Raw genomic sequence first — 26578 nt, 5'->3', positions numbered from 1 at the left:
ACACCCCTTGAGAGTGTCCAGAAATGGTTGACCACCACAGGTTTACGGCGTCCCCCGCAACCGGACCCACCCCGCCATCCCCCAGGAAACCCGCTGTTGCTTCTGCTCTGGCGGTTGCCCTGGCCTCTGCGGGTGCCGGGCGCCGCCCGGCCAAAGCCCTCCCCCCGGTTCCGGTACAATGTCGGGCCCGTTTCCCAACTACGGTTCCCCGGACATGATGGTCCTCGAGGGCGCGCCCGCCCTGTCGCTGTTCCGCCGCGAACGCCTTGAATCCCGCCTGCAGTCCATCGCTCCCTCCCTGCGCATCAGCGGTGCCTGGCACGTCTACTTCGTCCAGCCCGAAGGCACGGCCGCCCCCGACGTGGCCACCCTGTGCCGCATCCTGGAAGCCCAGCCGCAGGCCGAGGCCATCGCCGACGGCGCCGTCAGCCGCATCGTCGTGCCCCGCCTGGGCACCCTGTCGCCCTGGTCCAGCAAGGCCACCGAACTGGTCCGCGGTGCCGGCCAGCCGGTCAGCCGGGTCGAGCGCGGCCTGCGCATCGACGTGCAGGGCTGGCCGACCGAGGCCGCCGCCCAGCAGGCGCTGGTCAAGGCCCTGCATGACCCGATGACCCAGTCGGTGCTGGACACCGTCGACCAGGGCCAGGCCCTGTTCACCACCCCGGCGCGGGGTGAGCTGGAACGCGTGCCGGTGGACCAGCTGGAGGCCGCCAACCAGCGCCTCGGCCTGGCCATGGCCCAGGACGAGATCGACTACCTGCGCGAACGCTTCACCGCGCTGGGCCGCTCGCCGTCCGATGTCGAACTGATGATGTTCGCGCAGGCCAATTCCGAGCACTGCCGCCACAAGATCTTCAACGCCAGCTGGACCATCGACGGCCAGGAACAGGACCGTTCGCTGTTCCGGATGATCAAGAACACCCACCAGCAGACCCCGCAGCACACGCTCAGCGCGTACAGCGACAATGCCGCGGTGATCGAAGGCCACCCGGCCTCGCGCTACCGCCCCGATCCGGCCAGTGGCGAGTACCGCCGCGAACCGCAGGTGCCCAGCGCCTTCCAGATCAAGGTGGAAACGCACAACCACCCGACCGCGATCGCACCGTTCCCGGGCGCCTCGACCGGCAACGGTGGCGAGATCCGCGACGAAGGCGCAACCGGTCGCGGTGGCAAGCCGAAGGCCGGCCTGTCCGGTTTCTCGGTCTCGCACCTGCGCATTCCCGAGCTGCCGCAGCCGTGGGAAGCGCCGCGCGCGCTGAACCCGCGCATGGCACCGGCGCTGGAAATCATGACCGACGGTCCGCTCGGCGGCGCCGCCTTCAACAACGAGTTCGGCCGCCCGAACCTGCTCGGCTACTTCCGCAGCTTCGAGCTGCCTGAAGGCGCCGATCTGGTGCGCGCCTACGACAAGCCGATCATGCTGGCCGGTGGCCTGGGCGCGATCGACCGCATCCAGGTCGACAAGATCCAACTGCAGGCCGGTGATGCGGTCATCGTGCTCGGTGGCCCGGCGATGCTGATCGGCCTCGGTGGCGGTGCCGCCAGTTCGGTGGCCTCCGGTGAAAGCGCCGAGGACCTGGACTTCGCCAGCGTGCAGCGCGACAACCCGGAAATGGAACGCCGCTGCCAGGAGGTCATCGACCGCTGCGTGGCGATGGGCGCCAACAACCCGATCAAGTTCTTCCACGACGTCGGTGCCGGTGGCCTGTCCAATGCCATCCCCGAACTGCTGCACGACTCGAATGTCGGCGGCGTCATCGACCTGGGCAAGGTGCCCACCGATGATCCGTCGCTGTCGCCGATGCAGCTGTGGTGCAACGAATCGCAGGAACGCTACGTGCTGGGGGTGGCCCAGGAACGCCTGGCCGAGTTCGCCGCGCTGTGCGCCCGCGAGCGTTGCCCGTTCGCCGCCGTCGGCGTGGCCACTGCCGAAGAACACCTGGTGGTGGCCTACGGTGCCGTGCCGGGCCACACCCCGGCCGATGCGCCGATCGACCTGCCGATGGACGTGCTGTTCGGCAAGCCGCCGAAGATGCATCGCGACACCGCACACCCGCCGGCCCCGCGCTGGCCGGCGCTGAAGACCGGTGGCCTGGACCTGCAGGAAGCCGGCCTGCGCGTGCTCGCGCACCCGACCGTGGCCTCGAAGAACTTCCTGGTCACCATCGGTGACCGCAGCGTCGGTGGCCTGACCGCGCGCGAGCAGATGGTCGGCCCGTGGCAGCTGCCGGTGGCTGACGTTGCCATCACCCTGGCCGACTTCGACGGCGTGGCCGGCGAAGCGATGTCGCTGGGCGAGCGCACCCCGCTGGCCCTGCTCGATGCCGCTGCGTCGGCACGCATGGCCGTCGGTGAAGCGCTGACCAACCTGTGCGCTGCCCCGGTCGATGCACTGGACGAGATCAAGCTGTCGGCGAACTGGATGGCCGCTGCCGGCCACCCGGGCGAAGACGCGCTGCTGTACGACGCGGTGAAGGCCGTGGGCATGGAACTGTGCCCGCAGCTGGACATCAGCATCCCGGTGGGCAAGGACTCGCTGTCGATGCAGGCGCAGTGGCACGACCAGGGCGAAGCGCACAAGAGCGTGTCGCCGGTGTCGCTGGTCATCTCGGCATTCGCGCCGGTGGCCGACGTGCGCCAGCAGCTGACCCCGCTGCTCGACCGCGACGTGGACAGCGAGCTCTGGCTGATCGGCCTCGGTGCCGGCAAGCAGCGCCTGGGCGGTTCGATCCTGGCCCAGGTGCATGCCGACCACGGCGACCTGCCGGCGTTCGCTGGTGCCGCCCCGGACCTGGACGACCCGCAGCGCCTGCGTGGTTTCTTCGAACTGATCCGCGATGCGCGCCAGGCCGGCCTGCTGCTGGCCTACCACGACCGCAGCGACGGCGGTGCGTTCGCCGCGCTGTGCGAAATGGCGTTCACCTCGCGCCTGGGCCTGGACATCACCCTCGATGCCTGGGGCGATGATCCGTTCCGCAGCCTGTTCAACGAAGAACTGGGTGCGGTGGTGCAGATCGCCCGCGAAGACCGTGCGGCTTTCGCCGACCTGGTTGAGCGCCATGCCCTGATCGAGTGCGCGCAGCGCATCGCCAAGCCGACCACCGCACCGGTGGTGCGCGTGTCGCTGGGCGGCGAGAACCTGGCCGAATGGCGCTGGGAAGCGCTGTTCGACGCCTGGTGGTCGGTCACCCACGCGATGCAGAAGCGTCGCGACAACCCGGCCAACGCCGATGCCGAGCGTGAGGTGGCGCGTGCGTTCAATGCGCCGGGCCTGAAGCCCAAGCTCAGCTTCGACCTCAACGAAGACGTGGCCGCGCCGTTCATCAGCACCGGTGCGCGTCCGCGCGTGGCCGTGCTGCGCGAACAGGGCGTCAACGGCCAGATCGAAATGGCCAACGCCTTCGAACGTGCCGGCTTCCGCGCCTACGACGTGCACATGAGCGACCTCATCGAAGGCCGCGTCGCCCTGCAGGAGTTCACCGGCCTGGTGGCCTGTGGCGGCTTCAGCTACGGCGACGTGCTCGGTGCCGGTCGTGGCTGGGCGACGTCGATTCTCGAGCGCAGCGCGCTGCGTGATGCCTTCGCCGCGTTCTTCGCCCGCGAGGACAGCTTCGCCCTGGGCGTGTGCAACGGCTGCCAGATGATGAGCCAGCTGAAGGACATCATCCCCGGTGCCGAGCACTGGCCGCAGTTCCGCCGCAACGCCAGCGAGCAGTTCGAAGCCCGCACCGCGCTGCTGGAGGTGGTGGAGTCGCCGTCGATCCTGCTGCGTGGCATGGCCGGTTCGCGCCTGCAGGTGGCGGTGGCGCATGGCGAAGGCCAGGCCGTGTTCGACAACGCCGTGGACCAAGCCACCGCACGCGTGGCGCTGCGCTACGTCGATGGCAACGGCAACGTCGCCAGCCAGTACCCGCTGAACCCGAACGGTTCGCCGGACGGCATCACCGGCCTGACCAGCACCGACGGTCGCGTCACCATCATGATGCCGCACCCGGAACGCACGCCGCGTGCGCTCAACCTGAGCTGGGCCCCGGCCGAGTGGCAGGGTGATTCGCCGTGGATGCGCATGTTCCGCAACGCGCGGGTGTGGTGCGGCTGACGGCGCATCCGCCGCGCAGGCTGCAATGCGATGAAGTACGGAAAACCCGGCAGGCGACTGTCGGGTTTTTCTTTATGCGGGCAGAAAATCCTGCCGCAGCCATCAGTTACATGCATTTACATGGCGCCGACATTTCGTCACGTGCTAATAACAAATTCGCCGGATAAATAGGCGAAAAAGTGAACTGGTTCACGGCAATTGCATTTTCTGCGTCAAAGTCTTGACGACCCGGAAAGTTCACGTTAACACTTGGGCCCTGTTTCAAATCTGTTCATACCGCAGTAACCGCACGTCGCTCTGCGCCCGGTTTTCTGTCGCTGCGCGGCGTTCGGCAATACCCGCAGTAAATCACGCGAATAACGCCCTTGGGGGACGTTGGACCAGAAGGTCCGGCGATGGCGTTGCTTTGCCCAAAACCAGTCCAAAAAATCAGGAGCCGTACCGATGAATCGGATTTATCGCAAGGTCTGGAACAAAGCGTTGGGTCAGTTGGTGGTGGCCTCGGAACTGGCCTCTTCCGACACCCGCGGTGGGGTCGTCGACCAGCGCCGCGATGCCGACCACGTCCGGCCGGTGACCCTGGCCGCAGCGCTTGCCCTGGCCATGGGACTGGGAGGCTCCGGCCTCGCCGCCGCACAGTCGGTGGAAGTGGGCGGCAACGCCAACTGCGTGACCCTCAGCAGCAGCCTGATCGACCAGTGCGTGGTCGACGGCAGCGCCAACGCCAGCGGCCGCAACGCGGTGGCCGTGGGCACCGGCAGCACCGCCAGCGCCGCCAACAGCGTCGCGCTGGGCGCCGGCTCCACTGCCAACCGCGCCAACACCGTGTCGGTGGGCGCAACCGGCAGCGAACGACAGATCACCAACGTGGCCGCTGGTACGGCGGCCACCGATGCGGTCAACCGCGCGCAGCTCGATGCGCAGGCGCAGGCCACCCAGGCCGCACTGGCCACCGCCACCGCGCAGGGCCGCCGCTACTTCCAGGCCGATGGTGCGGGCGATGACAGCGACGCCGCGCAGATCGATGGCGAAGGCGCACTGGCTGCCGGCGCATCGGCCACCGCCGATGGCGACGACACCACGGCGCTGGGCCACAACGCACAGGCGACCGCTGACAGCGCCACCGCCGTCGGCGCGCAGTCGCAGGCCTCGGGCAGCGGCAGCACCAGTGTCGGCGCAGGCAGCACCGCCAGCGGCACCGCATCGGCCAGCTTCGGCGTCGGTGCCGAAGCCAGCGGCGGTTACAGCACCGCACTGGGCGGGCTGTCCAGCGCCTCGGCCTTCAACGCAACCGCGGTCGGCAACGCCGCCAGCGCCAGCGGCTCCAACAGCGTGGCCGTCGGCGGCGATGCCGAAGCCAGCGGCGCCTACAGCACCGCCACCGGCCAGGGCAGCCTGGCCACCGGCACCAACTCGGTGGCCGTGGGTGGCGCGCTGTTCGGCCTGCTGCCGACCGAAGCCTCGGGCGATTACTCCACTGCCGTCGGTGGCGGCGCCTGGGCGCCGGGCACCAATGCCACCGCATTGGGCAACGCCGCCGAAGCACAGGGCGCCAACAGCGTCGCGCTGGGTGCCGATTCGATCGCAGAGCGTGACAACACCGTCTCGGTGGGTGGCGCCGGCAACACCCGCCAGATCACCAACGTCGCTGCCGGTACCGAAGGCACCGACGCGGTGAACAAGGACCAGCTGGACGAGGTCGCCGCGACCGCGGAGAACACCCGCAAATACTTCCAGGCCAGTGGCAGCGAAGACAGCGATGCCGGTGCCTTGGCCGAGGGCGACAGCGCGCTCGCTGCCGGTGAAGCAGCCAACGCCATTGGCGATGGCACCACCGCGCTCGGCGGCGGTGCCGTGGCCATCGCCGCGCAGGCCACGGCAGTCGGCTACAACAGCCTGGCCACCGGCGAGAACGCCTCGGCCGTTGGCACCAACGCACAGGCCAGCGGCAGCGACAGCGCCGCGCTGGGCAGTGGTGCAGTGGCCAGTGAAACCAGCACCACCGCGACCGGCGCCGGTGCGCAGGCCACGGCGGTCTACAGCACCGCCAACGGTGCCGAAGCCGTTGCCAGCGGCGCGCAGTCGCTGTCCAGCGGCTTCCGCGCGGCGGCTTCGGCCGACGGCGCCACTGCCGTCGGCGGCTACAGCGAAGCCAGCGGCCGCCTCGGTTCGGCGCTGGGCTATGGCACCGTCGCCAGCGGCGCCAACAGCACCGCCGCCGGCGTGTTCGCCACGGCCACCGGTGCCGGCGCCGTCGCCGTCGGTGAAGCCAGCGAAGCGACCGGCGACGAGAGCGTGGCCATCGGTGGCAGCACCTACTTCGGCCTGATCACCTCGCGCGCCAGCGGCTACGGTGCATCGGCCTATGGTGCCGGCGCATGGGCCACCGAAGACTATGCAACCGCGATCGGCTGGAATGCCTGGGCCGACGGCGCGCAGTCCACCGCGCTCGGTGCCAGCGCCACCGCCAACGGCAGCAACAGCGTCGCCCTCGGCGCGGCCTCGCAGGCCGACCGTGACAACACCGTGGCCGTCGGCAGCGATGGCAACGAACGCCAGGTGACCCATGTCGCCGCAGGCACCGAAGACACCGATGCGGTCAACGTCGGCCAGCTGAAGGACGTGGCTGCGGTGGCCGATACCACCGCCAAGCGCTTCCAGGCCACCGGCAGCAGCAACAGCGATGCCGGTGCACTGGCTGACGGCGACGACGCGCTCGCCGCCGGCGAGGCTGCCAATGCCATCGGCAACGGCGCCACCGCGGTCGGTGCCGGCGCGACCGCCGTCGCCCAGAACGCTACGGCCGTGGGCTACAACGCACTGGCCAGCGGCCAGAACAGTGCCGCCTTCGGCAACAACGCACAGGCCGCCGGCCCGGGCAGCGTCGCCGTCGGTGGCGCCGCCGTCGATGAAGACGGCAACCCGCTGATCACCAGCGGTGGCGTGCCGGTGGACACCGGCGCCACCAGCGCGGGTGTCGGTGGTACCGCCGTCGGTGCCAGCGCCGAAGCCAGCGGTTTTGCCGCCTCGTCCTACGGTGTCGGCGCCTATGCCGCCGGCGCGCAGTCCTCGGCCTTCGGTGCGGTGGCCAATGCAGTGGGTGACTACTCCACCGCGCTGGGCACGCAGAGCAACGCCACCGGCACCAGCAGCGTGGCCATTGGTGGCCCGGCCGATCTGATCCCGGGCCTGGGCTTCTTCGTGCAGACCCAGGCCAGTGGCGAAGCCGCCACGGCCGTCGGTGCCGGTGCCATTGCCAGCGGCGATTACGCCGTAGCCAACGGCAGCCTGACCGAAGCCTCCGGTGCCGAATCGACGGCGGTGGGCTACTTCGCCTATGCGCCGGGCGAGAACGCCAGCGCGCTGGGTGCGCAGACCTGGGCCAGCGGTGCGCAGAGCACCGCCGTGGGCTACTACGCCACCGCGCGTGGCGCAAACAGCGTCGCCCTCGGTGCCAACTCCGAAGCGGTGCGCGACAACAGCGTGGCCGTCGGCAGCGAAGGCAACGATCGCCAGATCACCAACGTGGCCGCCGGTACCGAAGACACCGATGCGGTGAACAAGGGCCAGCTCGATGCGGTGGCCAGCACTGCCGATGCCACCGCGCACCTGTTCCAGGCGCAGCCGGAAAGCGGCAGCGATGCCGGTGCCACCGCCGAAGGCGAGGGTGCCGTCGCAGCCGGCGGCAACGCGCAGGCCGTGGGTGACCGTGCCGTCGCCGTGGGTGCCAGCGCATCCGCAACGGGCAACGACAGCAGCGCGGTCGGCAGCTACAGCAGCGCCAGTGCCGACGGCGCCTCCGCCTACGGTGCCAGCGCGTGGGCCACGGGCAGCAACGCCTCGGCCGTCGGCCAGGCAGCATGGGCCAGCGCCAGCGATGCCACCGCGATCGGCGCGGACAGCTGGGCCAGCGGCGAAGGTGCAACGGCAGTTGGCCAGGGGGCGTTCGGCACCGGCAACAACAGCGTCGCGGTCGGCGTGCGGGCGCGCGGCAACAGCCAGGACAGCGTCGCCGTCGGCGGCAACAGTGCCGCATCGGGTGCCACCGCCACCGCGCTGGGTGCCAACAGCAGCGCCACCGGCAGCAATGCGGTGGCCCTGGGTGCGGGCTCGCAGGCCAGCCGTGACAACAGCGTGGCCGTCGGCAGCAACGGCAGCGAGCGCCAGATCACCAGCGTGGCCGCGGGTACCGAAGACACCGATGCGGTGAACAAGGCCCAGCTCGATGCAGTGGCCAGCACCGCCGACACCACCGCGCGCTTCTTCCAGGCGCAGGGTGAGGAGGGCAGCGATGCCGGCGCCTACGCCGAAGGCGAAGGTGCGGTGGCTGCGGGTTCGGCCAGCAATGCGATCGGCGCAGGCGCGCTTGCGCAGGGCGCAGGTGCCGGTGCCATCGGCGCCGACACCGTGGCCCTGGGCCGCAACACTTTCGCCGACGGCGACGGTGCCGTCGCCATCGGTGGCCTCGGCCAGGCGTACGACGAGTACAACCAGCCGCTGCTGGACGACGAAGGCAATCCGGTGCAGGTCGGCACCACCGCCTCGGCCGGTTCCACTGCGGTGGGCAACGCCGCGCAGGCCACCGGCGCCAGCAGCAGCGCCTTCGGCAATGCCGCGCAGGCGACCGGTGACAACAGCTTCGCCGCGGGCGGCAAGTCGCGCGCCACCGGCAGCTATGCCGTCGCCATCGGCGACAGTGCCTTTGCCAAGGCCGATGACAGCACCGCTGTCGGCGGTTACAGCACTGCCAGCGAGGAAGGCGCGACCGCCTTCGGTGCAGGTGCGTGGGCGACCGGTACCAACGCCTCGGCCTTCGGCCCGGCGGCCTGGGCCAGTGCCAACGGCGCGACCTCCATCGGCTACAACAGCTGGGCCAACGGTGTCAGCTCGACCGCCGTCGGCCGCGGTGCCTTCAGCTACGGCGATTACAGCCTGGCGCTGGGCTTCCAGGCACTTGGCAACAGCGTCAACAGCATCGCGGTGGGCACGAACACGGTTGCCGGTGGCGAAAGCGCCATCGCGCTCGGTGCCGGCAGCACCGCCAACGGCAACAATGCCGTGGCTCTCGGCGCAGGCTCGGTGGCTGACCGCGACCGCAGCGTGTCGGTCGGCAGCGCCGGCAGCGAACGCCAGGTCACCAACGTCGCCGCAGGCACCCAGGCCACCGATGCAGTGAACAAGGCCCAGCTGGATGCCGTGGCCGCCAGCGCAGGCACCGGAAACAAGTTCTTCCAGGCCAGCGGCAGCGACGACAGCGATGCCGGCGCCTACGTGGAAGGCGACAATGCCCTGGCCGCCGGCGAAGCCGCCAATGCCATCGGTGACGGCGCCATCGCACTGGGCAGCGGTGCCAATGCCATCGGCACCAACGCGCAGGCGATCGGCTTCAATGCCCTGGCCACGGCGGACAACGCCAGCGCCATCGGCGCCAACGCGCAGGCCACCGGCGAGTACGCCACCGCGCAGGGTGCGGAAAGCGAAGCCAGCGGCGAGCAGAGTGCCGCCTTCGGTGCCGCTGCCGTGTCCAGTGGTGCCGGCAGCACCGCCACCGGCGTGCTGTCCGAAGCCAGCGGCGAGGAAGCCGTGGCAGTGGGCTATTTCAGCAGCGCCAGCGGCGAAGCCGCCACCGCAGTCGGCAGCGAGAGCGTCGCCAGCGGTACCGCTTCGGCAGCGTTCGGCATCGGTGCCGAAGCCACCGGCGGCTACAGCACCGCCATCGGCGGCTATGCCAGCGCGTCGGCCTTCAACGCCACCGCGTTCGGCAACTTCGCCAACGCCTCCGGTTCCAACAGCGTGGCCCTCGGTGGCGATTCGGAAGCCTCCGGTGCCTATGCCACGGCCACCGGCCAGGGCAGCCTGGCCACTGGCGTGAACAGCGTGGCCATCGGTGGTTCGCTGTTCGGCCTGCTCGCCACCGAAGCGTCGGGTGATTACTCCACTGCGGTTGGTGGTGGTGCCTGGGCACCGGGTACCAACGCTACGGCGCTGGGCAACGCCGCCGAAGCTCAGGGCGCCAACAGCGTGGCCCTGGGCGCCGACTCGATTGCAGACCGCGACAACACGGTCTCCGTCGGCGGCGCTGGCAATACCCGCCAGATCACCAACGTCGCGGCCGGCACCGAAGGCACCGATGCGGTGAACAAGGACCAGCTGGATGCCGTCGCCGCCACTGCGGAGAACACCAGCAAGTACTTCCAGGCCAGCGGCAGCGACGACAGCGATGCCGGCGCCTATGTGGAAGGCGACAACGCACTGGCCGCCGGTGAGGCCGCCAATGCCATCGGCGACGGTGCCACCGCGCTCGGCAGTGGTGCCACCGCAGTGGCGGCCAACGCCACCGCGGTTGGCTTCAACAGCCTGGCGACCGGCGGCAACGCCGCGGCGATCGGCAACAACGCCCAGGCCACCGGCGAAGACAGCGCCGCCTTCGGCAGTGGTGCGGTCGCCAGCGAAACCAGCAGCACCGCCACCGGTGCCGGCGCGCAGGCCACGGCGGTCTACAGCACCGCCAACGGTGCCGAAGCCATCGCCAGCGGCGCGCAGTCACTGGCCAGCGGCTTCCGTGCCTCGGCCTCGGCCGATGGCACCACCGCCGTCGGCGGCTACAGCGAAGCCAGCGGTCGCCTCGGCTCCGCGCTGGGTTACGGCACCTTGGCCAGTGGTGCCAACAGCACCGCGGCCGGCGTGTTCGCCACCGCCAGCGGCGCCAGCTCCGTGGCCATGGGTGATTCCAGCGAAGCCACTGGCGATGAAAGCGTGGCCATCGGCGGCAGCACCTTCTTCGGGCTGATCCCGGCGCGTGCCAGCGGTTACGGTGCGGCGGCCTTCGGTGCCGGTGCCTGGGCGACCGACGACTACGCCACCGCCATCGGCTGGAACTCGTGGGCCGGCGCAGTGCAGTCCACCGCGCTCGGTGCCGGTGCCACCGCCAACGGCATCAACAGTGTCGCGCTGGGCGCAGGCTCCACGGCCGACCGTGACAACACGGTGGCCGTCGGCAGCGAGGGCGGCGAACGCCAGGTCACCCATGTGGCAGCGGGTACCGAAGGCACCGATGCGGTGAACAAGAACCAGCTGGATGCCGTCGCCGCCACCGCGGAGAACACCGGCAAGTACTTCCAGGCCAGCGGCAGCACCGACAGCGATGCCGGTGCCTATGTGGAAGGTGACAACGCACTGGCGGCCGGTGAAGCCTCCAACGCCATCGGCAACGGCGCCTCCGCGCTGGGCAGCGGCGCCACCGCCCTGGCTGAAAATGCCACAGCGGTCGGCTTCAACAGCCTGGCCACCGGCGCCAATGCCGCGGCCGTCGGCAACGAGGCGCAGGCCACCGGCGAGAACAGTGCGGCCTACGGCAGCGGCGCGGTGGCCAGCGAGATCAGCAGCACCGCCACCGGCAACGCGGCGCAGGCCACGGGTGTCTACAGCACGGCCAACGGTGCCGAAGCCATCGCCAGCGGCGCGCAGTCGCTGGCCAGTGGCTTCCGCGCCTCCGCCACCGCCGATGGCACCACCGCCGTCGGTGGTTACAGCGAAGCCAGCGGCCGCCTCGGCACCGCACTGGGCTATGGCTCGGCGGCCACCGGCGCCAACACCACTGCGGTCGGCTTCGGTGCTGCCGCGGCCGGTGCCAACGCGGTGGCGATGGGCCAGTCCAGCGAAGCCACGGGTGATGAAAGCGTGGCCATCGGTGGCAGCACCTACTTCGGCCTGATCCCGGCGCGTGCCAGCGGTACCGGCGCGGCGGCCTTCGGTGCCGGTGCCTGGGCGACCAGCGACTACGCCAGCGCCATCGGCTGGAACGCCTGGGCCGACGCGACCGATGCCACCGCGCTGGGTGCCAACAGCACCGCCAGTGCAGCCAACAGCGTCGCGCTCGGCAACGGCTCGCAGGCCGACCGCGCCAATACGGTGTCGGTGGGCAACGCGGCCACGCAGCGGCAGATCACCAACGTGGCCGCCGGTACTGAAACCACCGATGCGGTGAACAAGGGCCAGCTCGACGCCGTGGCCGCTACCGCCGATGCGGTCGGCCAGCGCTTCAAGGCCAATGGCAGTGGCGTGGCTACCGCCAGCGGCACCGATGCCGTGGCCGTGGGTTCGGGCGCGACTGCCAGCGGCAACCGCAGCAATGCCGTGGGCAGCAGCGCCAACGCCATCGGCAATGCATCGCTGGCGCTGGGTGCCAACAGCGCGGTCAGCGGCAACAACTCGGTGGCCCTGGGTGCCGGCGCGCGTGCGGTGGAAGCCAACGTGGTCTCGGTCGGTGGCGGCAACGGCACCGATGGTCCGGCCACCCGCCGCATCGTCAACGTGGCCGACGGCCGCATCGCCGCCGGCAGCAGCGACGCGGTCACCGGTTCGCAGCTCAACGTCACCAACCAGCGTGTGGGTGCGGTCGAAACCCGCGTCGGTGATTTCGACTCGCGCATCGCCACGGTGGAGTCCACCTCGGCCAACGCGGTGGCCTACGACGATGCCAGCCGCGACCAGCTGACCCTGTCCGGCATCGAAGGCACCGTCATCAACAACGTCGGCGCCGGCAGCATCGCGTCCGGCAGCCGCCAGGCGATCAACGGCGGCCAGCTGTTCCAGTCGCTCAGCGATGCCGCCAGCATCCTTGGCGGCGGTGCCAGCGTCGGCATGCAGGGGGTGTTCATCGCGCCGAACTACGTCATCCAGGGCTCGACCTACAGCAATGTCGGCGACGCACTGGGTGCACTGGACAGGAAGGTGACCGAGCTTGACCAGCGCACTGCCGGTGGCACCAGCCGCACGGCAACGGCCAGCCTGCGCAGCGCCAGCGTGCAGGCGAGCACCGCCCAGGTCGCCACCGCGGCCGAGGCCGATGCAGTGGCCTCGCGGTCGAACGTGGTGGCCAAGCCCAGCGTCGAAGGCGCCACGGCGGCGCAGCCGGCCGTCGGTGCCAATGCAGTCGCCATGGGTGACGGCGCCGTCGCCAGCGGCGCTTCGTCCACGGCCATCGGCCAGGGCGCATCGGCCACCGCCGCCAATGCGGTTGCACTGGGCCAGGGCTCGGTCGCCGACCGCGCCAACACGGTGTCGGTGGGCAGCGAAGGCAACGAACGCCAGGTCACCAACGTGGCCGCAGGTACCGCGGCCACCGACGCGGTGAACAAGGGCCAGTTGGACCGCGGCATCACCACCGCCAACAGCTACACCGACAGCCGCGTGCAGGCCGTCGCCGACAGCTTCGATGTGTTCAAGGGCGAAGTGGATGGCCGCCTGCGCCACATGGATCGCCGCATCGACCGCCAGGGCGCGATGAGCGCGGCCATGCTCAACATGGCCACCAGTGCCGCCGGCATCCGCACCCAGAACCGGGTCGGTGTCGGCATCGGTTTCCAGGGCGGCGAATCGGCGATGTCGCTGGGCTACCAGCGTGCGATCAGTGATCGCGCCACGGTCACCCTCGGCGGTGCGTTCAGCAGTGATGACGCCTCGGTCGGCGTCGGTGCCGGCTTCGGTTGGTAAGGCAACAACGCGCCGGCGGTCACGCCGCCGGCGCTGCTTCTGCTACAGGGCCTGAGGGGAGGTCTCGGCAACCCCGGCTCGGCCAGCCGGGATCCGTCAAGGATTGATGGCCGCAGTGTTGGATCCAACCATGACCCAGAAGAGGAATGTGACGTGATCAATAAGCAGAACCTTCGCATCAACGTGCTTGCCGCCGCCCTGCTGTCGGTGACCGCCGCAGGCGCGGTCCACGCTGCCGGCCTGCCGACCCGCGAGCCGGTGCGCCAGGCCAGCACCGCCGAAGCGGGCACTGAGCGCATCATCGTGATGTATGAAAAGGGCACCTTGGCCGCCAGCGACCGCTCGGCCAAGCTGTCCACCGTGCAGTCCGCACTCACCCGCGCCAGCCTGTCCGGTGGCACCAGCCGCGCCAGCGCGATGGGCCCGCAGGTGGTGCGCAAGCTCGGCATCGGCGCCGATGTGATCCGCCTGCAGGGCCGCCTGGCCCCGGCAGAACTGCAGCGCGTGCTGAAGGAACTCAAGGCCGACCCGTCGGTCAAGTACGCCGAAGCCGACGTCAAGCTGCGCCGTACCGAGCTGCGCGCGGGCGACGTGAAGCCGGCCCTGGTGCCGAACGATCCCTTCTATGCGCAGTACCAGTGGCACCTGAGCAACCCGACCGGTGGCATCAACGCGCCGGCGGCCTGGGACGTGTCGCAGGGCGAGGGCGTGGTCGTTGCCGTGCTCGATACCGGCATCCTGCCGCAGCACCCCGACCTGGTCGGCAACCTGCTGCCGGGCTACGACTTCATCAGCGACGCCGAGACCTCGCGCCGTGCCACCGACGACCGCGTGCCGGGTGCACAGGACTACGGTGACTGGGTCGAGAACGCCAACGAGTGCTACAACGGCTCGCAGCCGGAAGACAGCTCCTGGCACGGTACCCACGTCGCGGGCACCGTCGCCGAGCAGACCAACAACGGCGTCGGCATGGCCGGTGTCGCACACAAGGCCAAGGTCCTGCCGGTGCGCGTGCTCGGCAAGTGCGGTGGCTACCTCTCCGACATCACCGACGCGATCACCTGGGCGTCCGGTGGCACCGTCGCCGGCATTCCCGCCAACACCAATCCGGCTGAAATCATCAACATGAGCCTGGGCGGCAGCGGTGCCTGCACAGGCGCCTACCAGGATGCGATCAGCGGCGCGATCTCGCGTGGCACCACCGTGGTCGTGGCCGCCGGCAACGACACCGACAACGCCGCCAACTACCGCCCGGCCAGCTGCGACGGCGTGGTGACCGTGGGTGCGACGCGCATCACCGGTGGCATCACCTACTACTCCAACTACGGTACGCGCGTGGACCTGTCCGGTCCGGGCGGCGGCGGCAGCGTGGACGGCAACCCGGGTGGTTTCATCTGGCAGGCCGGTTCGGATGCGGCAACCACCCCCGATTCGGGCGCCTACAGCTACATGGGCATGGGCGGTACCTCGATGGCCTCGCCGCACGTGGCCGGCGTCGCTGCACTGGTGCAGAGCGCGCTCATCGCCAGTGGCAAGGATCCGCTGACCCCGGCGGCGATGCGCACGCTGCTGAAGGAAACCGCGCGTCCGTTCCCGGTCACCATTCCGGCATCGACCCCGATCGGCACCGGCATCGTCGACGCCAAGGCCGCGCTGGCCAAGGCCCTGGCCGAACCGTGCACCGAGAACTGCGAACCGGAAGGCATCCCGCTGACCAACAAGGTGGCCCTCGCCGGTGTTGCCGGCGCGACCGGCAGCGAGACCGTGTACACCTTCGAAGCCGTCGCCGGCAAGCAGCTGAGCGTGCTGACCTATGGCGGCACCGGTAACGTCTCGGTGTACGTGGCGCAGGGCCGCGTGCCGACCGCCACAGACAACGACGCCAAGTCGAGCCGCCCGGGCAACACCGAAACCGTGCGCGTGGCCAAGCCGGTGGCCGGCACCTACTACGTGAAGGTGGTGGGCGAAGCGGCCTTCAACGGCGTGACCATCCTGGCCACCCAGTAAGGGCCACGGTTGCACGCAATGTCGTAAGTGAATTGGCGACGCCCGTTACCGGAAGGTGACGGGCGTCGTCTTTCGTGGTCCTGCACGCACAAGGCAGCGGAAGTCCGGGCTGAACTGCTAAAGTCGGGAGGATCGACAGGAGAGTCATGTGAACGCGCTCGCTGCCACCGCCATCGACGACGCCGAAGGCCGCATCCTCGATGCGCTGCTGGCGCGCGGGCGCCTCAAGGAAGGGGACCTGGCGCGTGCACGCCCGCTGCATGCCGAAGCCGGTGGCAGCCTGCTGGGCCTGCTGGTGCGGCTGGGGCTGGTGTCCGAACGTGACCAGGCGCAGACCAGCGCCGACGTGCTCGGCCTGCCGCTGCTGGAAGCGAAACAGCTGCCCGAGGCACCGCCGCAGTCGCTGGCCGAAGGCCTGCCGTTGTCGCTGCGTTTCCTCAAGCAGTTCCACGTCTGCCCGCTGGCGCTGGATGAACATGGCGTACGCCTGTGGCTGGCCGATGCCCACGACGCCTACCCGCAGCAGGCCGTGCAGCTGGCGCTGGGCGTGCCGGTCAGCCCGGCGCTGGGCATGCGCGCGGAGATCGACGACCTGGTCGAGCGCTGGTTCGGCCAGGGCCGCAGCGCGATGGGCGCGATCGTGGAAACCGCCGATGGCGAAGGCGGCGCGGTCGATGACATCGAACACCTGCGCGACCTCGCTTCCGAAGCGCCGGTCATCCGCCTGGTCAACCTGGTGATCCAGCGTGCGGTGGAACTGCGCGCCTCGGACATCCACGTCGAACCCTTCGAGAACCGCCTGAAGGTGCGTTACCGCGTCGATGGCGTGCTGGTGGAAGGCGAAAGCCCGCCAGCCAACCTCACCGCCGCGGTCATCAGCCGCATCAAGATCATGGCCCGGCTCAACATCGCCGAGCGCCGCCTGCCGCAGGACGGCCGCATCATGCTGCGCGTGCAGGGCAAGGAACTGGACCTGCGCGTAAGCAGCGTGCCGACCGCGCATGGCGAAAGCGTGGTGATGCGACTGCTGGACCGCGAAACCGTGGTCTTCGATTTCCACCGGCTCGGCTTCACCGATGCGTTCCTGCCGCAGTTCCGCAAGGTGCTGGAACAGCCGCACGGCATCCTGCTGGTCACCGGCCCGACCGGTTCGGGCAAGACCACTACGCTGTACACCGCGCTGAGCCAGCTCAACACCGCCGACGTCAAGATCATCACGGTCGAGGACCCGGTCGAATACCAGATCGAAGGCATCAACCAGATCCAGGCCAAGCCGCAGATCGGCCTGGATTTCGCCAACGCGCTGCGCAGCATCGTGCGCCAGGATCCGGACATCATCATGATCGGCGAAATGCGCGACCTGGAAACCGCGCGCATCGCCATCCAGTCGGCGCTGACCGGCCACCTGGTGCTGTCCACCCTGCACACCAACAACGCGGCCGGCGGCATCACCCGCCTGCTCGACATGGGCGTGGAGGATTACCTGCTCACGTCCACCATCAACGGCATCCTCGCCCAGCGCCTGGTGCGCCGCCTGGAGCCCACCCACGCCGAGCGCTACGAAGCCTCGCCGGAGGAGATCGAACGTTTCGAACTGCGCCGCCTGCAGCCGCAGGGGCCGATCCACCTGTTCCGTCCGAAGCCCTCGGCACTGGCACCGACCGGTTACCTGGGCCGCACCACCATCATGGAATTCCTGGTGATGAACGACGCGCTGCGGCGCGCGGTGATGCGTCGCGATGGCATGGGCGAGATCGAACGCATCGCCCGCGAGGCCGGCATGCGCACCATGTACGAAGACGGCCTGTCCAAGGCCCTGAGCGGGCAGACGACCATCGAGGAAGTCCTGCGCGTGACCGAGGAGGGTTGATGCGCGCGGGAGATCGACGCTGACATGCCCACCTATCGTTACAAGGCACTGAACCCGCACGGCGAAGTCTTCGACGGGCAGATGGAAGCGGCCAGCGAGGCCGAGCTGATCGCCCGCCTGCAGGACCAGGGCCATCTGCCGATGGAAACGCGCCTGGCCGCCGAGGGCGGCGGGGTGGGCGGCAGCAGCCTGGGCAACCTGTTCCGCCCGCGTCCGCTGCAGGGCGCGGCGCTGCTGCAGTTCACCCAGCAGCTGTCGACCCTGCTCGGCGCCGGCCAGCCGCTGGACCGCGCGCTGTCGATCCTGCTCGGCCTGCCCGAGGACGAACGTTCGCGGCGCGCGATCACCGACATCCGCGACGTGGTGCGCGGCGGTGCGCCGCTGTCGACTGCGCTGGAACGGCAGCACGGCCTGTTCTCGCGCCTGTACGTGAACATGGTGCGCGCCGGTGAAGCCGGTGGCAGCCTGCACGAGACCCTGCAGCGCCTGGCCGATTACCTTGAACGCAGCCGCGCGCTGCAGGGCAAGGTGGTCAACGCGCTGGTCTACCCGGCCATCCTGCTGGTGGTGGTCGGTGGTGCGCTGCTGTTCCTGCTTGGCTACGTGGTGCCGCAGTTCGCGCAGATGTATGAAAGCCTGGACGTGGCGCTGCCGTGGTTCACCAACGCGGTGCTGCAGCTGGGCCTGTTCGTGCGTGACTGGTGGATCCTGCTGCTGGTGGTGCCGGCGGTGCTGGCGCTGCTGCTGGAACGCCAGTTCCGCCAGCCCGCCGCGCGCCTGGCGCTGGATGGCTGGCTGCTGCAGCGGCGCGGCATCGGCCGCCTGCTCGGCGAACTGGAAACCGCGCGCCTGGCCCGCACCCTCGGTACGCTGCTGCGCAACGGCGTGCCGCTGCTGGGTGCGCTGGGCATTGCCCGCAACGTCCTGGGCAATCGTGCGCTGGCCGCTGACCTGGACACCGCCGCCGACGAAGTGAAGAACGGTGCTGGCCTGTCGCTGGCGCTGTCGCGCGGCAAGCGCTTCCCGCGCCTGGCCCTGCAGATGATCCAGGTCGGCGAGGAATCCGGCGCGCTCGACACCATGCTGCTGAAGGCCGCCGATACCTTCGAACAGGACAGCGCCCGCCGCATCGACCGCCTGCTGGCGGCGATGGTGCCGGCCATCACCCTGGTGCTGGCCTCGGTGGTCGGCGCGGTCATCGTGGCCGTGCTGGTACCGCTGTACGACCTCACCAACGCCATCGGCTGACGATGGTTTTCCCTGCAACCCCGACTCACCGCAACTGAAAGGACCGACCATGCTTGCTTCCCGTCGCCCGATCCGCCTGTCCTTCGCCAGCGCACGCCACCAGACCGGCATGAGCCTGCTGGAAATCATCATCGTCATCGTGCTGATCGGCGCGGTGCTGACCCTGGTCGCCAGCCGCGTGCTGGGCGGCGCCGACCGCGGCAAGGCGAACATCGCCAAGGCGCAGGTGCAGACCGTCGCCTCGAAGATCGACAACTACCAGATCGACACCGGCAAGCTGCCCGGGTCGCTCAATGACCTGGTGACCTCGCCGGCCGGTGTCGGTGGCTGGCTGGGTCCGTACGCCAAGCCTGCCGATCTGAACGACCCGTGGGGCCACGCGCTGGAGTACCGCGCGCCGGGCGAAGGCCAGGCCTACGAGCTGATCAGCCTGGGCAAGGACGGCAAGACCGGCGGCAGCAGCGTCGACGCCGACATCCGCTACGAGCCGTAATCCTGCATGACGCCGTACCTGCCGCGCCGGCTGCCCAGCCCGCGCCTGCACGGCAGGCGCGCGACCGGCCTGTCGCTGCTGGAGATGCTGCTGGTGATCGCGTTGATCGCGGCCATCGGCCTGATCACGGCAGCCGGCCTGTCGCGTGGCTTTGCCGGCATGCAGCTGCGCAGCGCCGGCAAGGACATCGCCAGCCAGCTGCGCATGGTGCGCGCGCAGGCGATTGCCCGCGGCGAACCGCAGCGCTTCGTCATCGAACCGGCCGAGCACCGCTGGCAGGGTGCCAACGAACGTCGTGGCAGCGTGCCCGAACCGGTGCAGGTGGTGTTTGAAGGCGCGGCGCAGCTCAGCGATGCGCCGGGGCAGGGCGTGATCGAATTCCATCCCGACGGCGGCTCCAGTGGCGGCCGCATCCGCCTGCAGCGCGACGCCGCCGAATGGCGCATCGATGTCGGCTGGCTGACCGGCGAGGTCCGTTCCGGTCCATGGCGGGCGCAATGAAACAGTCGGCGCGTGGTTTCACCCTGCTCGAAGTGATCGTGGCCTTCGCCCTGCTGGGCCTGGCGCTGACCCTGCTGCTGGGCAGCCTGTCCGGCGGCGCGCGGCAGGTTCGCGATGGCGAGCTGCGTACCCGTGCGGTGCTGCATGCGCAGTCGCTGCTGGCCAGCGCCGGCGTTGACGCGCCACTGCAGGTCGGCAGCCAGAGTGGCGAATGGGAACAGGGCCGCTACCACTGGCAGCTGCAGGTGCAGCCATGGAGCGAGCCGCGTGCCGGCGATGTCGCGCCGACGCAGTCACCGGGTGCGCCGTGGCTGGCCGAACTGCAGCTGCAGGTGCGCTGGGGTGACGGCGAACGCGAGAAACTGCAGTGGCGCAGCCTGCGCCTGTTGCCGCCGGACCTGGAGGGCGCACGATGAAGCGTCGCGTCGCCGGCTTCACCCTGGTCGAAGTGATGCTGGCCACCGTGCTGCTGGCCGGTGGCCTGGCCCTGGCATTCGCCAGCGTGCGTGCGGCGATGGCGGTCAGCCAACGCGGCGAACAGATCGCGGCCGACAGCGAACGCATGCGCGCGGTGCAGGCGCTGCTGCGGCGCCAGCTGGGCGGTGCGCTGCGCAGCCCGATCGAGGTACCCGATCCGACCCGCGAGCCGGTGTTCTTCCAGGGCGATGACGAAGGCATGCAGTTCGTCGCCGATCTGCCCGGCTATCTCGGTCGCGGCGGGCCCTACCTGCATACCCTGCAGGTGGATGGCGCGCCCGGCCAGCGCCGCCTGCTGCTGGACCTGGTGCTGCTGCAGGAAGGAGAACGCCTGCCGGAAACACCGCCGCGCCCACCCGAAGTGCTGGCCGATGCACTGAAAGAAGTGAAGCTGCGCTACCGGGGCATCGACCCGGCCAACGGACAGATGAGCGACTGGCTGCCGCGCTGGGACGACACCCGGCGGCTGCCGTTGCTGGTGGAAGTGCAGATCGTGCCGCAGCGTGGCGCGCCGTGGCCGCCGCTGGTGGTTGCACCGCGCAGCGGCGGCATGGGCGGTGCACGATGAAGGCACAGCGCGGGGCCGCCCTGGTGCTGGTGTTGTGGCTGATCGCGCTGATGACCGCGCTGGTCGGTGCCTTTGCGCTGACCGCACGCGTGGAGCACCTGCAGCAGCGCGTGCTCGACGATGACGCGCGCGGCCAAGAACGTGCCCGTGCCGGGCTGGAATATGCACTGCTGCGCCTGCGCCCGGACCCGCAACGGCCGGCCTGGCAGGCCGATGGACGCACCTACCGCTGGCAGTACGACGATGTCCCGGTCGAGATCCGGGTGCTGGACGAGAACGGCAAGATCAACCTGAACCTTGCCGACGCCACGCTGCTGACTGCATTCCTGCAGGCGCTGGGCGAGCCCGCCGAGCAGGCCCGGCAGCTGGCCGGCGCCATCATCGACTGGCGCGACGCCGACAGCCTGCTGCAGCCCGGTGGTGGCGCCGAGGCGCCGGACTATGCAGCGGCGGGCCTGCCGTATGGGCCGCGCAACAAGCGCTTCGAAACCCTGGGCGAACTGCAGCGCGTGCTTGGCATGCGTGCCTCGCTGTACACGGCGATGCTGCCGTATCTGACGCTGTACAGCCGCCAGGCGCGGCCGGATCCGCGCGTGGCGGGGGCGCCGGTGCTGACCGCATTGGGCCTGGATGCCGAGCAGGTGCTGGCGCAGCGCGCCCAGCTGGAGCGTGACGAAGGTTCCGGTGCTGCGCCGTCAATGCTTGCCAGCGGCAGCGGCACCTATAGTATCGAGACCCGTGCCATCGACGGCAGCGGTCGCTTGTCGGTCCTGCAGGCGGTGGTACGCAATGGATCGGGCGGTGTGCCCGGACGAACCTACACGGTGCTTCGCTGGGAGCAGGGAATGGCAGCAAGATGACGGCATGGCAGGACAGCCTGCGGCAGGTGCAGGGGCGGATCGGCCCAGGTGCGGGCCGTTTTCTGCGCTGGTGGCGGCAGTCCCTGCTGGCCTGGGTACCGGCGCGTTGGCAGTGGGCGCTGGGCTGGTCGCAGACCCGCCTGCTGCTGCAGCGGCAGGGTGACCTGCTGCAGGTCTGGCGCGAAGCCGGGCAGGGCCTGGAACCCGTGGCCAGCCTGCCATGGCCGACCCCGCCGGCTGAACTGGACCGTGTCCTCGACGCGCGCCTGCGCAGCCTGCCGCGGGTCTGGCTGCTGGCCGAACCGCAGGTCCTGCGCCGCAACCTGCGCCTGCCGATGGCCGCCGGCGACCGCCTGCGCGCGGTGGTCGGCTACGAGATCGACCGGCAGACGCCATTCGAGTCCAGCCAGGTCAGCTATGACGTGCGCGAACGCGGCAGTGCCGGTGAAGGGCTGCTGCAGGTTGAACTGGTGGCGTGGCCGCTGCGCCAGCTTGATGCCTGGCGCGGCCAGGTCGGCGCCTGGGCCGATGCGCTGTCCGGTGTCGATGCCCTCGACGCGCAGGGCCAGCCGCTGCAGGTGAACCTGCTGCCGCACGCCCAGCGCCAGTCGCGGCATGACCCGATGCGGCGCTGGAACCTGCTGCTCGGCCTGGCTGCGCTGGTGATGCTGGTGCTGGCTGCCGCACAGCTGCTGGACAACCGCCGCGAGGCCGCCGACGCGCTGCGCGACGAGGTCGAGCGCAGCGCCCGCAGTGCGCGAGGCGTGGCCAGCGAGCGCAGCGAACTGCAGGCGCTGCTGGACGGTGCCGCCTTCCTGGAAAAGCAGCGCGCCCAGCGCGCCAGCACGGTGGAGCTGTGGAACGAACTGACCCAGCGCCTGCCCAGCGGCACCTACCTGGAAAAACTGGCCATCGAGAACAACAACCTGCAGCTGATCGGCCTCAGCAGCGAAGCCTCGCAGCTGGTGCAGCTGCTGCAGGACGCACCGCAGTGGCGCAAGGTCAACCTGACCGGCGTGCTGCAGGCCGACGGCGCCGGCAGCGGCCGTGACCGCTTCACCCTGACCGCGGAACTGCAGCCGGTGCCGGTGGCCCCGGCCGCCGCGCCTGCCGCCCCAGCCAAGGAGGCGGCCGATGCCGATGCCAAGCGCACGCCGTGACCGCTGGCTGGCGCTGGCACTGCTGGTCGCAGTGCTGGGCCTGGCCTACCTGCTGCTGGTGCACCCGTGGTTCACCCAGCCGCTGCTGGCCATCAACGACGACGTGGCCGCGCTGCGCGAGCGCCAGCAGCGCGTGCAGGCACAGCTGCAGCAGCAGCCGCAGATCGAACAGCGCCTGCAGCAGACCCGCGAGGCCCTGCAGCAGCGCCCCGGCTTCCTGCGCGAAGCCACCGCCGAAGCCGCCGCCGCGGCCCTCGGCGCGCGCGTGCAGGACGCAGTGGCCACGGCCAGCCCGGGCAACCGCAGCTGCACCATCAGCAACCGCACGCCGCTCACCGACAACCGCCGCGATGCCGAGTTCGTGCGCGTGGCCATGCAGGTGCGCCTGCGCTGTGGCGTGGCCGAACTGGCCACCGTCCTGCACAGCCTGGAAACCGGCAGCCCGCGCCTGTTCGTCGACAACCTCAACCTGATCGCGCAGCGCTTCCAGCAATCGGCGAACGAATCGGGCCTGGGCCTGGACGTGTCGTTCGAACTGGCGGGCTACCTGCTGCCCGGGGCCGGTGGCGATGCCGCCGCCGTGCCTGCGACGGATGCTCCTGCAGCGGCGCCTGCCGCCGATGCCAGCCCTGCACCGGCCGAGCCGCCGGTGGAAGCGGAGGGCACCGATGAAACGTGACCCGATCACCCTGCGCACCGGTTTCCTGCTGGCCCTGGCCGGCTGGGCGGGCGCCACCTGGTTGGCTACCGGCTTCGGCCTGGGCGGTCGCCTGCCGGCTGCCGACAGTGATGCCGCCGCGCAGGCCACGCTGCCGGCCCTGCCGCCGATGGCCGCCGAGCGCATGGTCGCGGCCGACAGCTTCAGCGCCATCGGCGAACGCCCGCTGTTCGCCGAAGACCGGCGGCCGCGCCCGTATCTGCTGGGCGGCAGCGAACCGGCCGCGAGTGCCGCGTTGCGCCTGACCGGCGTGCTGCTCACCGACAGCTTCAGCATGGCCACCTTCACCACCGAACAGAACCGCTCGGTGCGCCTGCGCCTGAATGGTGAGGCGGTCGATGGCTGGCAGCTGGTCGCACTGGAGCCCCGCCAGGCCACGGTGATCGGCCCCAGCGGCAGCCAGGTGCTGGAACTGGTCACCTACAACGGGCAGGGCGGTGAACCGCCGACCGTGCTGCGCGGCGCCAATGGCGCTGTGCCGCCTGCCGGTGTCGTGCCACCGCCGCCGCCCCCCGCCGCCGCCGCAGCCGCGTCCAATGCGCGGCCCAGCCCCGATGTCGTCAGCGGCGCCGCCGGTGTGGCCGCCTCGGCAAGCGCGCCATCGCCGGCCGCCCCCGCCAACAACGGCCCCAGCGAAGCGCAGATGCAGGCCATCCGCGAACGCATCCAGGCCCGCCGCCGTCAGCTGCAGCAACAGCAGCAACAACCGTCGCCGCCCCCGGGCGATGGCTCCAACCGATAGAGTGAATGCATGAACCTGCGTTTTCTGCCCTGGTCCCTTGCCCTGACGCTGCTGGTCGGCTGCGCCACCGTGTCCGGCCCGCATGTCCATCGCAGTGCCACCACGCCGCCACCGGAGGCCGGTGCCGCCGCCGCCGATCCGCAGGTGGTCGAAGGTGATGCCGCCGCCGGCACGCCGCAGGCGGTGATCCGCCGTGGCAGCGGCACCATGATCAACCGCGAGGCCGCGCGCGCGCCGTCACCGGCCCTGCATTCGGCCAGCGGCGGCAGCGCCACCTTCAACTTCGAAGGTGAGTCGGTGCACGCGGTGGTCAAGGCGATCCTTGGCGACATGCTCGGGCAGAACTACGTCATCGCGCCGGGCGTGCAGGGCACGGTCACCCTGGCCACGCCCAAGCCGGTGTCGCCGGCGCAGGCGCTGAACCTGCTGGAGATGGTGCTGGGCTGGAACAACGCCCGCATGGTCTACAGCGGTGGCCGCTACAACATCGTCGCCGCCGACCAGGCACTGGCCGGCACCGTCGCACCCAGCACCGCGCCGGCCTCCAGTGCCCGCGGTTTCGAAGTGCGCGTGGTGCCGCTGCAGTTCATTTCCGCCAGCGAGATGAAGAAGGTGCTGGAGCCGTATGCGCGGCCCAATGCCATCGTCAACGTCGATACCGGCCGCAACGTGATCACCCTTGGTGGCACCCGCGCCGAGCTGGAAAACTACCTGCACACCGTCGAGATCTTCGACGTCGACTGGCTGTCGGGCATGTCGGTGGGCGTGTTCCCGATCCAGTCGGGCAAGGCCGAGCAGGTCGCCAGTGACCTGGAGAAAGTGTTCGGCGAAGACAGCAAGACGCCGAGCGCCGGCATGTTCCGTTTCCTGCCGCTGGAAAACGCCAATGCCGTGCTGGTGATCACCCCGCAGGTGCGCTACCTGGACCAGATCCAGCAGTGGCTGGACCGCATCGACACCGCCGGTGGCAGCGCCCGCCTGTTCTCCTACGAGCTGCGCTACATCAAGGCGCGCGACCTGGCCCAGCGCCTGTCCGAAGCCTTCGCCAGCAGCAACCACCGCAACAACCGGGGTTCCAGCGCCGGCTTGGCCCCGGGCGCGACGCCGATGCAGCTGGACAGCCGGGGTGGCGACACCTTCAGCAACACCAGCGATGGCAGCAGCAACAACACCAACGGTACCGGCACCTCCTCCAGCGCCAACGGCGGCATGACCAGCACGATGAACCTCCCGCAGCGGCAGGAAGGCAACATCAGCGTCAGCCTCGATGTGGAAGGTGACACCGTCGGCGTCTCGGCGGTGGAAGAAACCAATGCACTGCTGGTGCGCGCCACCCCGCAGGCCTGGCGTTCGATCCGCGAAGTGATCGAGAAGCTGGACGTGATGCCGCTGCAGGTGCACATCGAAGCGCAGGTGGCCGAAGTCGATCTGAACGGCGACCTGAAGTACGGCGTCAACTGGTTCTTCGAAAATGCCGTACAGGGGCAGAGCTACACCGGCGCCACCGGCGGCGGCACCCTGCCCAGCGCGCTGGGGCGCAACATCTGGGGCAGCTTCGCCGGCGCCATCACCGGCACCGAGACCGGCTGGACCTTCCTTGGCAAGAACGCCGCCGCGGTAGTCAGCGCGCTGGACCAGGTGACCAACCTGCGCCTGCTGCAGACCCCGTCCATCTTCGTGCGCAACAACGCCGAAGCGCAGCTCAACGTCGGCACCAAGATTCCGATCAACTCGGTGTCGGTCAACACCGGCATCAGCGACAGCACCTACAGCCAGGTGCAGTACCTGGACACCGGCGTGATCCTCAAGGTGCGCCCGCGCATCACCCGTGATGGCGTGGTGTTCCTGGACATCGTGCAGGAAGTCAGCTCGGCCGGTGCCATTCCGGCCGGTTGCGACCCGACCAAGACCACCTGCAACCCGCCGATCAACACCCGCAAGATTTCCACCGAGGCGGCGCTGCAGAGCGGCGACACGATCATGCTGGCGGGCCTGATCACCAATTCCGACGAGGACGGTTCCAAGGGCGTGCCGGGCCTGAGCCGGCTGCCGATCGTCGGCGGTCTGTTCGGCAACAAGACGCGGGTGAACAAGCGTTCGGAAGTGATCGTGCTGCTGACCCCGACGATCGTGCGCAACGGGCAGGAAGCGCGGACGTTGACCGATGAGTACAGCAACCGCTTCCGCGCGATGGAGCCGTTCCCCACCCGCGAGCGCAAGAAGTAAGGGTTTTTTGATGCAGGGCTTGCAGCCCTGCACCTGCAGAATCAACTTCAACGTCAAAAGCCTGCATTCCGTGGGATGGCGGGGCACTGTGGGTTTGCGGGGACGCCGTAAACC

Annotated in this window: 14 protein-coding genes; all 14 read left to right on the top strand. The window is 69.8% G+C overall.

What is annotated here, in order from left to right; translation table 11 throughout:
- The first annotated feature begins 214 nt into the window (after positions 1-214).
- Positions 215-4099, top strand: coding sequence for a phosphoribosylformylglycinamidine synthase (gene purL / locus IAE56_RS13005; protein WP_200752806.1), 3885 nt, complete (start codon positions 215-217; stop codon positions 4097-4099).
- Positions 4100-4543: 444 nt separating this feature from the next.
- On the top strand, positions 4544-13594 hold the full coding sequence (locus tag IAE56_RS13000; protein WP_200752805.1) for an ESPR-type extended signal peptide-containing protein: 9051 nt from the start codon (positions 4544-4546) through the stop codon (positions 13592-13594).
- 153 nt (positions 13595-13747) lie between these two features.
- A complete protein-coding gene (locus tag IAE56_RS12995) occupies positions 13748-15601 on the top strand; it encodes a S8 family peptidase (RefSeq protein ID WP_200752804.1) in 1854 nt (617 codons plus the stop codon).
- 148 nt (positions 15602-15749) lie between these two features.
- Positions 15750-17471, top strand: coding sequence for a type II secretion system ATPase GspE (gspE, locus tag IAE56_RS12990; protein WP_200752803.1), 1722 nt, complete (start codon positions 15750-15752; stop codon positions 17469-17471).
- 24 nt (positions 17472-17495) lie between these two features.
- Positions 17496-18719 (top strand): type II secretion system F family protein, encoded by a 1224-nt coding sequence (locus IAE56_RS12985; RefSeq protein WP_200752802.1) that lies wholly within the window; start codon positions 17496-17498, stop codon positions 18717-18719.
- 49 nt (positions 18720-18768) lie between these two features.
- Positions 18769-19212 carry a type II secretion system major pseudopilin GspG gene (gspG, locus tag IAE56_RS12980; RefSeq protein WP_108767681.1) on the top strand — a complete coding sequence of 148 codons (444 nt, stop codon included), beginning with the start codon at positions 18769-18771 and terminating at the stop codon, positions 19210-19212.
- 6 nt (positions 19213-19218) lie between these two features.
- Positions 19219-19713 carry a GspH/FimT family pseudopilin gene (locus IAE56_RS12975; RefSeq protein ID WP_200752801.1) on the top strand — a complete coding sequence of 165 codons (495 nt, stop codon included), beginning with the start codon at positions 19219-19221 and terminating at the stop codon, positions 19711-19713.
- Positions 19710-20129 (top strand): prepilin-type N-terminal cleavage/methylation domain-containing protein, encoded by a 420-nt coding sequence (locus tag IAE56_RS12970; RefSeq protein WP_116864291.1) that lies wholly within the window; start codon positions 19710-19712, stop codon positions 20127-20129. Before IAE56_RS12975 ends, IAE56_RS12970 begins: the two co-directional genes overlap by 4 nt.
- Complete coding sequence (locus IAE56_RS12965; RefSeq protein WP_200752800.1) at positions 20126-20758, top strand: type II secretion system protein J; 633 nt, start codon at positions 20126-20128, stop codon at positions 20756-20758. Before IAE56_RS12970 ends, IAE56_RS12965 begins: the two co-directional genes overlap by 4 nt.
- A complete protein-coding gene (locus tag IAE56_RS12960) occupies positions 20755-21618 on the top strand; it encodes a type II secretion system protein GspK (RefSeq protein ID WP_108767685.1) in 864 nt (287 codons plus the stop codon). Before IAE56_RS12965 ends, IAE56_RS12960 begins: the two co-directional genes overlap by 4 nt.
- On the top strand, positions 21615-22778 hold the full coding sequence (locus tag IAE56_RS12955; RefSeq protein ID WP_200752799.1) for a PilN domain-containing protein: 1164 nt from the start codon (positions 21615-21617) through the stop codon (positions 22776-22778). The genes IAE56_RS12960 and IAE56_RS12955 overlap by 4 nt, the downstream gene beginning before the upstream one ends.
- The gene (gspM, locus tag IAE56_RS12950; RefSeq protein WP_234456063.1) at positions 22759-23457 is read left to right on the top strand and encodes a type II secretion system protein GspM; all 699 of its coding nucleotides are present in this window, start codon (positions 22759-22761) and stop codon (positions 23455-23457) included. The genes IAE56_RS12955 and gspM overlap by 20 nt, the downstream gene beginning before the upstream one ends.
- The gene (locus IAE56_RS12945; RefSeq protein ID WP_200752797.1) at positions 23447-24238 is read left to right on the top strand and encodes a general secretion pathway protein GspN; all 792 of its coding nucleotides are present in this window, start codon (positions 23447-23449) and stop codon (positions 24236-24238) included. Before gspM ends, IAE56_RS12945 begins: the two co-directional genes overlap by 11 nt.
- Before the next feature lie 9 nt (positions 24239-24247).
- A complete protein-coding gene (gspD, locus tag IAE56_RS12940; protein ID WP_200752796.1) occupies positions 24248-26464 on the top strand; it encodes a type II secretion system secretin GspD in 2217 nt (738 codons plus the stop codon).
- Positions 26465-26578 lie beyond the last annotated feature (114 nt).

This window comes from Stenotrophomonas sp. S41, from assembly GCF_016624625.1.
Classification (GTDB): domain Bacteria; phylum Pseudomonadota; class Gammaproteobacteria; order Xanthomonadales; family Xanthomonadaceae; genus Stenotrophomonas.
Note: the sequence above shows the minus strand (reverse complement) of the source record. Positions and strands in the feature narration are given on the sequence as shown.

Coding starts and splice junctions, on each gene's coding strand:
- IAE56_RS12960 (WP_108767685.1), top strand. CDS start 20,755: ATGAAGGCACAGCGCGGGGCCGCCCTGGTGCTGGTGTTGTGGCTGATC.
- IAE56_RS12970 (WP_116864291.1), top strand. CDS start 19,710: ATGAAACAGTCGGCGCGTGGTTTCACCCTGCTCGAAGTGATCGTGGCC.
- gspG (WP_108767681.1), top strand. CDS start 18,769: ATGCTTGCTTCCCGTCGCCCGATCCGCCTGTCCTTCGCCAGCGCACGC.
- IAE56_RS12985 (WP_200752802.1), top strand. CDS start 17,496: ATGCCCACCTATCGTTACAAGGCACTGAACCCGCACGGCGAAGTCTTC.
- IAE56_RS13000 (WP_200752805.1), top strand. CDS start 4,544: ATGAATCGGATTTATCGCAAGGTCTGGAACAAAGCGTTGGGTCAGTTG.
- gspD (WP_200752796.1), top strand. CDS start 24,248: ATGAACCTGCGTTTTCTGCCCTGGTCCCTTGCCCTGACGCTGCTGGTC.
- IAE56_RS12955 (WP_200752799.1), top strand. CDS start 21,615: ATGACGGCATGGCAGGACAGCCTGCGGCAGGTGCAGGGGCGGATCGGC.
- IAE56_RS12945 (WP_200752797.1), top strand. CDS start 23,447: ATGAAACGTGACCCGATCACCCTGCGCACCGGTTTCCTGCTGGCCCTG.
- IAE56_RS12965 (WP_200752800.1), top strand. CDS start 20,126: ATGAAGCGTCGCGTCGCCGGCTTCACCCTGGTCGAAGTGATGCTGGCC.
- IAE56_RS12975 (WP_200752801.1), top strand. CDS start 19,219: ATGACGCCGTACCTGCCGCGCCGGCTGCCCAGCCCGCGCCTGCACGGC.
- gspM (WP_234456063.1), top strand. CDS start 22,759: ATGCCAAGCGCACGCCGTGACCGCTGGCTGGCGCTGGCACTGCTGGTC.
- purL (WP_200752806.1), top strand. CDS start 215: ATGATGGTCCTCGAGGGCGCGCCCGCCCTGTCGCTGTTCCGCCGCGAA.